10 protein-coding genes are annotated in these 13,475 nt (G+C 59.6%); 5 read left to right on the forward strand and 5 right to left on the reverse strand.

Features of this window, described 5'->3' with window-relative positions; translation table 11 throughout:
* Window positions 1-156: 156 nt before the first annotated feature.
* From gpgF to AC3ZVB_RS27295, 4 genes are all read right to left on the reverse strand, one after another.
* A complete protein-coding gene (gene gpgF / locus AC3ZVB_RS27280) occupies window positions 157-1,152 on the reverse strand; it encodes a glucosaminyl phosphatidylglycerol flippase (RefSeq protein WP_490148287.1) in 996 nt (331 codons plus the stop codon).
* The gene (gene gpgD / locus AC3ZVB_RS27285) at window positions 1,149-1,925 is read right to left on the reverse strand and encodes an N-acetylglucosaminyl phosphatidylglycerol deacetylase (protein ID WP_490148288.1); all 777 of its coding nucleotides are present in this window, start codon (window positions 1,923-1,925) and stop codon (window positions 1,149-1,151) included. The genes gpgF and gpgD overlap by 4 nt, the downstream gene beginning before the upstream one ends.
* Complete coding sequence (gene gpgS / locus AC3ZVB_RS27290) at window positions 1,918-3,039, reverse strand: N-acetylglucosaminyl phosphatidylglycerol synthase (protein ID WP_490148289.1); 1,122 nt, start codon at window positions 3,037-3,039, stop codon at window positions 1,918-1,920. The genes gpgD and gpgS overlap by 8 nt, the downstream gene beginning before the upstream one ends.
* Window positions 3,040-3,276: 237 nt before the next feature.
* Window positions 3,277-5,166, reverse strand: a complete 1,890-nt coding sequence (locus AC3ZVB_RS27295; RefSeq protein ID WP_194692576.1) for a methyl-accepting chemotaxis protein — start codon at window positions 5,164-5,166, stop codon at window positions 3,277-3,279.
* Window positions 5,167-5,338: 172 nt separating this feature from the next.
* Between AC3ZVB_RS27295 and AC3ZVB_RS27300 the strand changes: the two genes are divergently transcribed.
* Window positions 5,339-6,826 carry a helicase HerA-like domain-containing protein gene (locus tag AC3ZVB_RS27300; RefSeq protein WP_162439883.1) on the forward strand — a complete coding sequence of 496 codons (1,488 nt, stop codon included), beginning with the start codon at window positions 5,339-5,341 and terminating at the stop codon, window positions 6,824-6,826.
* Between the two features lie 57 nt (window positions 6,827-6,883).
* Here the strand turns inward: AC3ZVB_RS27300 and AC3ZVB_RS27305 are convergent, their stop codons facing one another.
* Window positions 6,884-7,339, reverse strand: a complete 456-nt coding sequence (locus tag AC3ZVB_RS27305; RefSeq protein WP_162439851.1) for a DUF721 domain-containing protein — start codon at window positions 7,337-7,339, stop codon at window positions 6,884-6,886.
* 307 nt (window positions 7,340-7,646) lie between these two features.
* Between AC3ZVB_RS27305 and secA the strand changes: the two genes are divergently transcribed.
* From secA to AC3ZVB_RS27325, 4 genes are all read left to right on the forward strand, one after another.
* Window positions 7,647-10,382 (forward strand): preprotein translocase subunit SecA, encoded by a 2,736-nt coding sequence (secA, locus tag AC3ZVB_RS27310; RefSeq protein WP_490148290.1) that lies wholly within the window; start codon window positions 7,647-7,649, stop codon window positions 10,380-10,382.
* 120 nt (window positions 10,383-10,502) lie between these two features.
* Window positions 10,503-11,720 carry a bifunctional glutamate N-acetyltransferase/amino-acid acetyltransferase ArgJ gene (argJ, locus tag AC3ZVB_RS27315; RefSeq protein ID WP_162439853.1) on the forward strand — a complete coding sequence of 406 codons (1,218 nt, stop codon included), beginning with the start codon at window positions 10,503-10,505 and terminating at the stop codon, window positions 11,718-11,720.
* Between the two features lie 160 nt (window positions 11,721-11,880).
* Window positions 11,881-12,513, forward strand: a complete 633-nt coding sequence (locus AC3ZVB_RS27320; protein ID WP_490148291.1) for a glutathione S-transferase family protein — start codon at window positions 11,881-11,883, stop codon at window positions 12,511-12,513.
* Window positions 12,510-13,454 (forward strand): Nudix family hydrolase, encoded by a 945-nt coding sequence (locus tag AC3ZVB_RS27325; protein ID WP_490148292.1) that lies wholly within the window; start codon window positions 12,510-12,512, stop codon window positions 13,452-13,454. The genes AC3ZVB_RS27320 and AC3ZVB_RS27325 overlap by 4 nt, the downstream gene beginning before the upstream one ends.
* Window positions 13,455-13,475 lie beyond the last annotated feature (21 nt).

Genomic DNA, 13,475 nt, shown 5'->3' on the forward strand with positions numbered 1-13,475 from the left:
GCAAGAAGATCAAAAGCAGATCAAAAGCCAAAGCGAGGCGGCCTGACAGCCGACCATTCTCTTTGGATATAACCGGATCAAACTGTGGGAGCTGGCTTGCCGGCGATGGTGGTTTTGAAAGCGCCTCAACTCTCCCTGATACAACCAAACTCCTTCCTACGCCTGCTTGACCCTCATCAACTTCTTCAAAAGCGGTCTGCCCAGCATCAACAGGAACACCGGTCCACCCACCAGTAGATAGAAGTAGTAGGTCACCGCCCGCCAGATCAGAATCGCCGCTGCAGCAGTTGATTTACCCACCATGGGGGTCAACAACGCTGCTGAAGTCAGTTCTGCCGCTCCGGCGCCGCCCGGCAACAGGCTGAATTGCCCCGCGCTGAGAGAGAGCATCTGGATCAAAAAGGTCCAGGCCCATTGCAGGTCCGCGCCCAGGCCGCGCAGTGCCAGGTACAACACGCTGTAGCGCAGCGCCCAATGCAGGCAGGTCAGTGCGAACACCGTGATCAATGTCTTGCGGGGTAGCTTCAATGTGTCAGTGAACGCGGCCAGAAAATGCAGGAGTTTTCGTGCCCATCGCAGGCGCGTGCTGGCCTGGACGTTGAGACGAGCGAGCAAACGACCGGTCAGGCGAATCAGCAAGCGGTGGTAGCGTGCCACTACCACGCAACTGACCAGACCACCGAACATCGAGAGGGCGCTGACCATCAGCAGCCACTCCATGCGCTGGCTCAGGTGCTGGAACAGTGCATAAATCAGGATCCCACTGAGCGCACAGAGAAAAAACACCAGGTCACTTAACTGGTCCATTGCAAATACAGCGCTGCCCCTGGCCGGTCGGACGCCGTTACGGGCGAGCAGTGCCATGATCGTCAGCGGTCCACCGCTGCCCCCGGGCGTGGCGCAATAGGCAAATTCGGCGGCCATCACCACGCCAAGGCTTTTCACCCGGCCGACCTTGTCGCGCTGATCGCCCAGCAATAGACGTAAACGCAGGGTGTTAAGCACCCAGCACAGCAGGATCATGCCGAACATGATGAGAAGCCAATGCAACGGAAAGTTGCGCAGCCGGTACCAGGTTTCGTTGCCTCCGAGCAGGGAGGGGATCAGCACCGCAACCAGCAGCGCGACGAGCAGCAGAATTCCGCGACTCATGCCGCGCGACCGATGCGCTGGTTTTGCCGTTCAAGCCACCGGGCTTTGGTCATGGGGACGCGGCCTTCGTCGAGCAGTCGTTTAAGGGTTTGTAGCCAATAATTGCGTGAAAACTCATGGCACATGTCCACTGGATGCAGGCCGAGGCGAATCACGGGTGCATGCCGCCAATGTTGTTCACGATAATCGCTGATCCACTTCGACAATCCCCGGCGCCATGGGCTACGCGCGCTCCAGACCAGTCCGGGTGCATCAACCGTGCTGAAATCGGGCAAGCGATACAGGTGCTGCGGGTCGCTGGTGTAGCTCAGCGGTAACTGGCGCAGTGCCTGGCGTGTCCCCTCGCTCATCAGCCAGGCTGGCGCGACGAAGCCATGAAGCGGCCAGTTGTAGCGATCAAACAGTTCGATGCCTGCGCGTAAGCGGGCAAGGGCCGCCTGTTCGGACAGGGTGTAGAACTCACCTTCGTGGGTGTAGACCCGACGCATGAACCAGTCCCGTGGATTACTCGGTTTCGTGCCGTCATCGCAATGAAAGTAGCCGTGGAGAGCCAGTTCGTCACCTCGGGCGACGCGATGGGTGAGCATTTGCCGGAAGTCCGGGTGAGCATCGAGATTGTTGCGCCGGTGGAAATCGGGCACGACCAACCAGGTGATCGGCACGTCACCCAAGGCGTCGACGGCTTCAACGAAAGGTTGGTAGTCGGCCCAGGTTTGCGGTGCGACATCGTGCAGCACCAATAACACGCTGGGCACGTTCATGGCTTTATCCATTGGCCGTCTGCGGCCAGTGATTGCCGAGCACGGCGTGGTAGTGCCCCAGAAGACTATTGACCACGGTGTCCCAGGCGTAATGCTGTTCGACATGGGCGCGGGCTTTTTTACCAAGCTCTGCACTGCCTGAGTGGAACAGTTCGCGGACCGCACTGGCCATCGCCGACGAATTGTTCGGGGCGCAGAGCAAGCCACATTGATCAGTGACGATCTCCTTGAATGCTCCGGCATCAACGGCGATGACCGGGATGCCGCTGGCCATGGCCTCCAGAATGACCAGGCCGAAAGTTTCCTGGTCGCCGGCATGCACCAGCGCATCGGCACTGGCTAACAGTCGCGCCACTTTTACAGCCGGGCAGAACTCATCGACGACGGTGACGTTCTCCGGCACGACCACTGGCATGGACGAGCCGACCAATAGCAAGTGATAGCGAGCACCTAGCTGTTTCATGCAATCGAGCAGCACCGGCAGGTTCTTTTCCTTGGAACCGCGCCCGGCAAAAATCAGCAAATGGGTCTCTTCAGCAATGCCCAGTTCGGCCCTTAGTTCCGGGTCCCTTGCGCCAGGATTGAATGTTTGCAGGTCGACGCCCAAAGGCTGGACGTAAACATTCCTGACCCCTAGCCCCTTGAGTTTGTCAGCCATGACCTGGCTCGGCGCCAGCACCCGGTCGAAGTTGCCATAAAGTCTGCTGACATAGGCTTCGACATTCGGGGTCACCCAGTTGCCCATGCGATTGCTGCACAGCAACGGCAAGTCGGAGTGATAGAAACCAATCACCGGCACATCCAGTTGACGCTTCGCATCTAAAGCAGCCCAGGCGGTGAGGTATGGATCGCCGACTTCTATGAGATCAGGCTGCAAATCCTGCAGTACGTTTCGCCACGGAGCCAAACGTACGGGGAAACGGTAGCCCTTGCCGAAGGGCAGGGCGGGAGCGGGAACGGTGAAAATGCCATCCCGTTCGCTCAGGTGGGCACCGGGGATCAGCAGGCTGTGGCGAATGCCAGGCTTGATCCCCAGGCGTCGGTGTTTGGCATCCAGATACGTGCGCACGCCACCGCTGGCAGGGGCGTAGAACATGGTTATGTCAGCGATATGCACGATGAGCATCCCTCCGGTCCGTTGTTCTCCCTTGGTTGACCTTAATGAAGGATAGATGTTCGGTTGGGGTTTGCTGGCGTAGGGGTTAGCGGGGGGGGGCGGTGGGAGCAAGACCGCCATCGCTGCATCGGTATCTACACATCTTTCAGGAGCTGCCAAAGTCCTGTGGCGCGGGAGTCATTCCCTCGCCACAAGTTCGGTGTGTTCTACGACGAGATACGTAGATCTGATGGAGCGCCAACCGTTCTAGATTCGGAAACTACCCACCAACTGTTTCAAGCGCGCGGCCTGCTGTTCAAGGTCGGAACACGCCCGCAACGTCGATTGCAGGTTTTCCACGCCTTCCTGGTTCAGCGTATTGATCTCAGTGATGTCGACGTTGATCGATTCAACCACCGCCGTCTGTTCTTCGGTCGCGGTGGCCACCGACTGGTTCATGCCGTCGATCTCGCCAATCCGCAAGGTGACGCTGTTCAAGCGTTCACCAGCGAGGTTGGCGATGTCCACGCTGTCCTGGCTGTGGCGCTGGCTGTCGCTCATGTTGCTGACGGATTCACGGGCGCCGACTTGCAGTTCCTCGATCATGGTCTGAACCTGTTGCGCCGATTCCTGGGTGCGATGCGCCAGGTTGCGCACTTCATCGGCCACCACCGCAAATCCACGTCCCGCTTCACCCGCTCGCGCTGCTTCGATCGCCGCGTTGAGGGCCAGCAGGTTGGTTTGCTGGGAGATGCTGGTGATCACTTCAAGGATCTGGCCGATGTTCACGGTTTTGCTGTTCAGCGATTCGATGTTGGTGCTCGACGCGCTGAGCATGCTCGACAGCTGATTCATCGCGGCAATGCTGCGGTCCACCACTTGCTGGCCGTCTTCGGCCAGGTTGCGGGCGTCGCTGGCCTGACTCGAGGCCTGTGCAGCGTTGCGGGCGATTTCCTGGGTGGCGGCGCCGAGCTGGTTGATCGCCGCGGCTACGCTGCTGGTGCGTGAGGCTTGTTGGTCAGAGTTGAACATCGACGAGTTTGAAGCGGCGAGCACGCGCAGGGCCACTTCGTTGACTTGACCGGTGGCCGATGACACTTCGCGGATCGAACCGTGGATACGTTCCACAAAGCGGTTGAATGCGGTGCCGAGGACACCAAACTCGTCGTTGTTCTGGATGGTCAGGCGCTTGGTCAGATCGCCTTCACCGTCGGCAATGTCTTCCATGGCGCGGGTCATGACATGCAGCGGCTGGATCAGGATGCGGATCAGCATGCCCAGCAAGGCAATGATGATTGCCACGGCAATAAGGGTCGCGACGACGGCCGAGGTGCGAAATTCGCTAAGCATCGAGAAGGCTTTTTCTTTATCCACCGATAAACCGATGTACCAGTTCACCGAAGGCAGGCCTTTGACGGGGGTGAAGTTGACGATGCGGGTCTTGCCATCCACTTCGACTTCGCTGAAATCGCTGCTGATACGCGGCGTGTTGCGTGGATAGGCCTCGCTCAACGTTTTCATCACCAGCGATTTGTCCGGGTGCACCAGGATCTTGCCGTCGGCGCTGACCAGGAATGCGTAGCCCATGCCATCGAAATCCCGAGCGCTGAGGGTGTCGATCAAGGTTTGCAGGCTCAGGTCGCCACCGACCACGCCGATGCTCTGACCGGCCTTCTTCGAGGCGCTGGCGATGGAAATGATGGTTTGGCCCGTGGCCGCATCGACGTAGGGTTCGGTCAGCGTCGCAGTGTTGCTGCTTTCGGCGCCTTTGTACCAAGGGCGCACGCGCGGATCGAAGCCAGCAGGCATTTTCGCGTCCGGGCGAATGGTGAAGCTGCCGGTGGCATCGCCAAGGTAGGACGCCATGAAGGTCGATGTCAGGGCTTTCTGCTCGAGCAGGCTGTCAACCGTGGACCGCTCGGGGTTGAGGGCGATGTTCTGGGCAAGGTTGTCGATCAACAGGATGCGGCCGGTCAACCAGGTCTGAATGTTGCTGGCGGTAACATCGCCCATTTCAGTGAGGTAGTTGTCCAGGTCTTCGCGGATGGCGGTACGCTGCAAGTAGTCGTTGTACAGCGTGAACGAGGCGAAGGCGGCGATGACAATGAGCGCGGCGGCAAGCAGTATCTTATGGCTGAAACGCAGATTTTTGTTCATGGCTTGGGGTTCCGCTAAGGTCTTAATGTCAAGGGCGTGCTTTTATAAAGGAACGCGAAAGGGGTGGTGGTAAACACAAGCGGATAATTCCGTGCTCTCCTTAGGGAATTACCGACGCTATTAGTCTTTTATATCGGCCGTGAAGGATCAAAGATTAACCATGGGTGACAAAATGCCTGACTCCTTGCAACTCGTTATCGGTGCCGATCTCGCGGGGCAGCCGATCGCCCAGGCGATGCGTCTCGCAAACCGCCATGGCCTGGTCGCCGGCGCTACCGGGACCGGCAAAACCGTCACCTTGCAACGCCTGGCCGAAGCCTTCAGCGATGCCGGCGTGGCGGTGTTCGCGGCGGATATCAAAGGCGACCTGTGCGGGCTGGGCGCTGCCGCAAACCCACAGGGCAAGATCGCCGAGCGGATCGCCGGGATGCCCTGGCTGAACTACACACCTCAGGCGTATCCGGTGACGTTGTGGGATATCCACGGCCAGTCGGGTCACCCGTTACGCACGACCTTGAGCGAGATGGGCCCGTTGCTGCTGGGCAGCCTTCTGGAACTGACTGACAGTCAGCAGTCGGCGCTGTATGCCGCGTTTAAGGTGGCCGACCGTGAAGGTCTGTTGTTGCTGGATCTCAAGGATCTGAAGGCGCTGCTCAATCATTTGCGCGACCACCCGGAGTCATTGGGCGATGACGCCGCACTGATGACCACCGGTTCCAGCCAGGCATTATTGCGGCGCCTGGCGACGCTTGAGCAGCAGGGGGCGGAAGCGCTGTTTGGCGAGCCTGCCCTGCAACTTGAAGACATATTGCAGCCGGCCGTCGATGGTCGCGGGCGCATTCACCTGCTTGATGCCAGCCGTCTGGTGCACGAGGCCCCGAAGGTCTACGCGACGTTCCTGCTGTGGCTGCTGGCCGAGCTGTTCGAGCAACTGCCGGAACGCGGCGATGCGGAAAAACCGCTGCTGGCGCTGTTTTTCGACGAAGCACATTTGTTATTCGCTGGCACGCCCAAAGCCTTGCAGGATCGCCTGGAACAAGTGGTACGGCTGATTCGCTCGAAAGGTGTCGGGGTGTATTTCGTCACCCAATCGCCGGGCGATCTGCCGGATGATGTGCTGGCACAGCTTGGCCTGCGCATCCAGCACGGGCTGCGCGCGTTCACCGCCAAGGAGCAGAAGTCCCTGAGGGCGGTGGCTGAAGGTTTCCGACCGAACCCGGCATTCGATGCCTTGGCAGTTTTAACGGAGCTGGGCATCGGCGAGGCGCTGGTCGGTACGTTGCAGACCAAGGGCACGCCGGAGATGGTCCAGCGGGTGCTGATCGCGCCACCGCAATCGCGGATCGGGCCGTTGACCGAGACGGAGCGCACAGTGCTGATTGCAGGGTCGCCGTTCAAGGGGCGTTACGACAAACCGATCGATCGCGAATCGGCCTATGAAGTATTGATGGGGCGCAAGGGATTGGCGCCCGAGCCTGAAGCGTTGCCGGGAAAACCCGCCGCTGAAGAGCCAAGCTTTACCGACAAGGCCGGGGAGTTTCTCGGCACTGCTGCAGGGCAGGCACTGAAATCAGCGATGCGACAGGCGGCTAACCAGTTGGGCCGGCAATTGGTGCGCGGGTTAATGGGGTCGCTGCTGGGTGGCAGCAAAAAACGCTAAAAGCAAAAGATCGTCCGAACGCGACTTGAGCCGTCGGACGATCTTTTGATCCTGCTTTCAATCCTTGGGTTTGGCGTGAGCCGCCAGGCGCTCAAGCGCAGCCCGCAGGTTCGGGTCGGTAATGCCATCGGCCGTCGCCTGGATGGTCGCCCCGGCGTCAACCGACAAGCTGATGGTATGCCCCGCCGCCCCTTGCGGGACAGTCGGTGGCTGCACCTTGAACAGGATGCGTGTCAGGCTGGCAAATTCATCGAACAGCTGCAATTGCCGTTGCAGGCGTTTTTGTTGATAGCGCAGGCGGGTCGCCCAGTGGCCGTCGGTGACGATCAGCAACAGGCTGCCTTCGCGCCATGAAGCCACGTGGCAATGCTCACGGGCAGCCGGTTGCAATTGGCTTTCCAGCAGACGCTGGAGATGGCCCAGGCGTTGAGCGTGGCCGAAGATGGCTTTCAGCGGTTTGGCTTCGCGAAGCAGGACGGCGGGTGCTCTGGCCGTAAGAGGGCGAAATGCCATGATCAGACACCTGAAGTAACAGAGCCGCCATGTTAGCAGAAAGCACCCGATTGACCCGACCCATTGCTTTGCGAGCGCTTTACCCATTAAATCAACAAGTAACTTCTGCCGTGTATGACTTGAAGTTCAGCAAAAAGCCCTTATTTTAAGTGAGCCCCGTAACAACGCTGTGCCAGCATCGTGGAACAACGCCACTTTCCTCACCATCGTTTCCGGGTAGAATGCTCGTTCGCATGCGGCCATGAGGGCTGCTCGGGCGACTCACGGGGCCGCCCTCCATCCCTTTAGTGTGGAAGATCCTGCCGATATGTTTGCGCCTTTGTTAAAGAAACTTTTTGGAAGCAAGAACGAGCGTGAAGTCAAACGCATGCTCAAGACGGTGCAATTCGTCAATGCCTTCGAAGAGCAAATGGTGGCCCTTTCGGACGATCAATTGCGTGCCAAGACAGACGAGTTCAAGGCCCGCATCGCCAAAGGGGAAACCCTCGACAAGTTGCTGCCAGAAGCCTTTGCGGTCGCCCGCGAAGCCGGTAAGCGTGTCATGGGTATGCGCCACTTCGATGTCCAGCTGATCGGCGGCATGACCTTGCATGAAGGCATGATCGCGGAAATGCGTACCGGTGAAGGCAAGACCCTGGTGGCAACGCTGGGTGTTTACCTCAACGCGCTGTCCGGCAAGGGCGTGCACGTAGTGACAGTGAACGACTACCTGGCACGTCGCGACGCCAACTGGATGCGTCCGCTCTACGAATTCCTCGGCCTGACGGTCGGCGTTGTCACGCCGTTCCAGCCGCCGGAAGAAAAACGCCTGGCCTACGCCGCTGACATCACCTACGGCACCAACAACGAATTCGGCTTCGACTACCTGCGCGACAACATGGCGTTCAGCATGGAAGAAAAATTCCAGCGCGAACTCAATTTTGCCGTGATCGACGAAGTCGACTCCATCCTCATCGACGAAGCGCGTACCCCGCTGATCATTTCCGGCCAGGCCGAGGACAGCTCCAAGATGTACGTCGAGATCAACAAACTGATCCCGCAGCTGGAGTTGCACGTCGAGGAAGTTGAAGGCGAAGTCACCAAGGCGGGTCACTACACCGTCGACGAGAAGACTCGTCAGGTGGAGCTCAACGAAGCCGGTCACCAGTTCATTGAAGACATGCTCACCCGCGTCGGCCTGCTGGCTGAAGGCGAGATCCTGTACTCGGCACATAACCTGGGCCTGCTGACCCACGTATATGCCGGTCTGCGTGCGCACAAGCTGTTCCATCGCAACATCGAATACATCGTGCAGGACGGGCAGGTCGTCCTGGTCGACGAACACACCGGTCGTACCATGCCGGGTCGTCGTTTGTCCGAAGGCCTGCACCAGGCCATCGAAGCCAAGGAAGAACTGAACATCCAGGCCGAGAGCCAGACCCTGGCCTCGACTACGTTCCAGAACTACTTCCGTCTGTACAACAAGCTGTCCGGCATGACCGGTACTGCAGACACCGAAGCGTTCGAGTTCCATCAGATCTACGGTTTGTCGGTGATGGTCATTCCACCAAACAGACCGTTGGCCCGTAAGGACTACAACGACCTGGTGTTCCTGACCGCCGAAGAGAAATACGCAGCGATCATCACCGACATCAAGGAATGCATGACCCAGGGCCGTCCGGTGCTGGTGGGTACTGCAACCATCGAAACTTCCGAGCACATGTCCAATCTGCTCAACAAGGAAGGCATCGAACACAAGGTTCTGAACGCCAAGTTCCACGAAAAAGAAGCCGAGATCATTGCCCAGGCCGGTCGTCCCGGTGCACTGACCATCGCCACCAACATGGCCGGTCGCGGTACCGACATCCTGCTGGGCGGCAACTGGGAAGTGGAAGTGGCTTCGCTGGAAGACCCGACCCCTGAGCAGATTGCCCAGATCAAGGCCGACTGGCAGAAACGTCACCAGCAAGTGCTCGAGTCGGGCGGCTTGCAGGTGATCGCGTCCGAGCGTCACGAATCGCGCCGTATCGACAACCAGTTGCGTGGTCGTGCGGGTCGTCAAGGTGACGCCGGTTCCAGCCGTTTCTACCTGTCGCTGGAAGACAGCCTGATGCGCATCTTCGCCTCTGATCGGGTGAAGAACTTCATGAAAGCCCTGGGCATGCAGCCTGGCGAAGCGATTGAGCACCGCATGGTGACCAACGCCATCGAAAAGGCTCAGCGCAAGGTTGAAGGCCGTAACTTCGACATTCGTAAGCAATTGCTCGAGTTCGACGACGTCAACAACGAACAACGTAAAGTGATCTATCACATGCGTAACACGTTGCTGGCCGCTGACAACATCGGGGAAACCATCGCTGACTTCCGTCAGGACGTGCTCAACGCTACCGTCAGCGCGCACATTCCACCGCAATCGCTGCCTGAACAGTGGGATGTGGCCGGTCTGGAAGCGTCGTTGCAGAGCGACTTCGGCGTGGCGTTGCCGATCCAGCAATGGCTCGACGAAGACGATCACCTGTACGAAGAGACCCTGCGCGAGAAGCTGATGAACGAGCTGATCGCGGCGTACCACGAGAAAGAAGACCAGGCGGGCGCCGAGGCGCTGCGCACCTTCGAGAAGCAAATCGTGCTGCGCGTACTGGATGACCTGTGGAAAGACCACCTGTCGACCATGGACCACCTGCGTCACGGTATCCACTTGCGTGGCTACGCCCAGAAGAACCCGAAGCAAGAGTACAAGCGCGAGTCGTTCACGCTGTTCTCCGAGCTGCTGGATTCGATCAAGCGCGACTCTATTCGTGTGCTGTCGCACGTTCAGGTTCGTCGCGAAGATCCGATCGAAGAAGAGCAACGCCTGCGCCAGGAAGCCGAAGCACTGGCGGCACGCATGCAGTTCCAGCACGACGAAGCGCCTGGTCTTGAGCAACCGGGATTGCTCGGTGAAGAGGTCGATGTGGCCCTCGCCGCTGCGCCGGTACGCAACGAGCAGAAGCTGGGTCGAAACGAACTGTGCTACTGCGGTTCGGGCAAGAAATTCAAGCATTGCCACGGGCAGATCCAGTAAAACCCGTTTCATACGCTGAAATACCCGCGCCGCGACCGGCTTATGCCGTCGCGGCGTTTTGCCATTTAACACCGCCGTTCATTCTGTGACGGTGATGACTACTTTTTAAGGAGCGCATTCATGGCTGTTGGTCTTGGTCCTTTGCCAACGTTGCACCCGGTTGCCGGTTTTGAACTCGGCATTGCATCGGCTGGCATCAAGCGCCCCGGGCGCAAAGACGTCGTGGTCATGCGCTGCGCCGAAGGTTCGACGGTGGCAGGCGTGTTTACGCTGAACGCCTTTTGCGCCGCCCCGGTGATTCTGGCCAAGCAACGCGTGCAAGGCCCTGTGCGTTACCTGCTGACCAACACGGGCAACGCCAACGCCGGTACCGGCGAACCTGGCCTGGCCGCCGCCGAGCGCACCTGCGCCAAACTGGCAGAGCTGACCGGTGTCGATGCCAGCCTGGTGCTGCCGTACTCCACGGGCGTGATCGGTGAGCCGCTGCCGGTCGAGAAGATCGAAGGCGCGCTGCAAGCCGCTCTCGATGACCTGTCGGTGGACAACTGGGAAGCTGCCGCCACCGGCATCATGACCACTGACACATTGCCAAAAGGCGCCAGCCGCCAGTTTCAGCATGACGGCGTAACCATCACCGTCACTGGCATCAGCAAAGGCGCCGGCATGATTCGCCCGAATATGGCGACCATGCTGGGCTACATTGCCACCGATGCCAAAGTCTCCCGCGATGTGCTGCAAAACCTGTTGCTGGACGGTGCCAACAAGTCGTTCAACCGCATCACCATCGACGGCGACACCTCGACCAACGACTGCTGCATGCTGATCGCAACCGGTCAGGCAGCACTGCCGGAAATCACCCGCGCCGAAGGCGAGTTGTTCGCCAAGTTGAAGCAGGCCGTGTTCGAAGTGTGCATGGACGTCGCTCAAGCCATCGTCCGTGACGGTGAAGGCGCGACCAAGTTCGTGACCGTTGAAGTCAATGGCGGCGGCAATCATCAGGAGTGCCTGGACGTTGGTTACACCGTGGCACACTCGCCGCTGATCAAGACGGCTCTGTTTGCTTCCGATCCAAACTGGGGCCGCATTCTCGCCGCTGTTGGCCGTGCGGGTGTGCCAGACCTGGACGTGAGCAAGATTGACGTGTTCCTCGGTGAAGTGTGCATCGCCAGCCATGGCGCCCGCGCAGCAACTTACACCGAAGCCCAGGGCTCGGCGGTGATGCAGCAGGAAGAAATCACCATCCGCATCGAGCTGGGTCGCGGCGATTGCAGCGAAACCATCTGGACCACCGACCTGTCCCACGAGTACGTCAAGATCAACGCTGAGTACCGTACGTAAACCGGGCCGGCCGAGCGCGACCCCGGCCCATCGCGAGCAGGTTTGCTCCCACATTGGATGTGTGTACAGCTCGATCCATTGGGGGCGCGGGCTTACTCGCGATGACGGTCTGCCAGTCACCACAAGACTGGCCTGTTTTCCTCATCAAAAGGTCCCGAACATGAGCCTGCACCTGATCATCGGCGACAAACTGCTTTCCTCCTGGTCCCTGCGCGGCGCACTGGCTCTCGAACTGGCCGGCGCTACCTATACCGAAGAATTGATCAAGCTGAACCAGCCCGATACTCGCGAACGTCTGCTCAAGCACTCGCCGACCGGGAAAGTCCCTCTGTTGAAAACCGAGCACGGCACCATCGCTGACTCCATGGCCATTGCTGAATACCTGGCCGAACAATTCCCCGGTGCCAATCTATGGCCCAAAGACACCGCCGCCCGTGCCCAGGCGCGTTCGGCCTGCGCGCAGATGCACGCCGGGTTCTTCGCCATGCGCGGCAACATGCCGTTTGACCTGTCTCGCGATGCACCGCTGTCGCCGGTTCCAGCGGACGTTCAGGCAGACACTGAGCGCATGCTGGCGTTGTGGGCCGAGTGCCGTAACGCTGCGTCCGAACCAGGTGCGTTTCTGTTTGGCGATGCGACAATAGCCGACGCCTTTTTCGCGCCGATCGCCGTTCGCCTGCGCACCTATCAGGTGAAATTGCCGGCGGTTGACGAGGCCTATGTCGAAACCATCTACCAATGGCCAGCATTCAAGGCTTGGCAGAAAGCAGGTCTGGAGGAGGTTGGGCAGTGAAACGTGTTCATGTAGCTGCAGCGGTCATTCGTGACGGCAGCGGCAAGATCCTCATCGCTCGTCGTGCGGACACTCAGCACCAGGGTGGCCTTTGGGAGTTTCCCGGTGGCAAGGTCGAGACCGACGAATCTGTTGAAATCGCCCTGGCGCGGGAGCTTCAGGAGGAGTTGGGCATCGTGGTCAACGCTGCGCGTCCGCTGATCAAGGTCCGACACGATTACCCGGACAAGCAAGTGTTGCTGGATGTCTGGGAGGTGTCGGCGTTTAGCGGCGAGCCTCACGGCGCTGAAGGCCAACCGCTGGCCTGGGTCGCACCCCGTGATCTGCTGGATTACGAGTTTCCGGCCGCCAATCAGCCAATCGTCGCAGCCGCGCGTTTGCCTGCCGAATACTTGATCACCCCCGAAGACCTGGAAACCCCGGCCCTGCTGCGCGGTATTCAGAAAGCCATTGCGGGCGGCATCAAGCTGATCCAGCTGCGGGCGCCCAACGGCTACGATCCGAAGTACCGCGATCTGGCCGTGGATGCAGCGGGTCTGTGTGCCGGCAAGGCGCAGTTGATGATCAAGGGACCGTTCGAATGGCTGGGTGATTTTCCGTCAGCCGGGTGGCACATCACTTCGGCACAATTGCGCAAACACGCGGCGGCGGGCCGACCGTTGCCGACATCGCGCTGGTTGGCTGCGTCCTGCCACAACGCTGAAGAGCTGGCACTGGCCGAGCAGATGGGCGTGGATTTTGTGACGTTGTCACCGGTACAGCCGACCCAGACGCATCCGGATGCTCAGCCGTTGGGTTGGCAGCAGGCTGCCACGTTGATCGAGGGATTCAGCAAGCCGGTGTTCCTGTTGGGCGGTGTTGGCCCGACTGAACGGCAGAAGGCTTGGGAAGCAGGGGCGCAAGGTGTGGCGGGGATTCGGGCGTTTTGGCCTGAGGCCTGATTGTGTGTTCAGGCTGCTGGC

It is taken from the genome of Pseudomonas sp. MDV22-iso1, assembly GCF_058145095.1.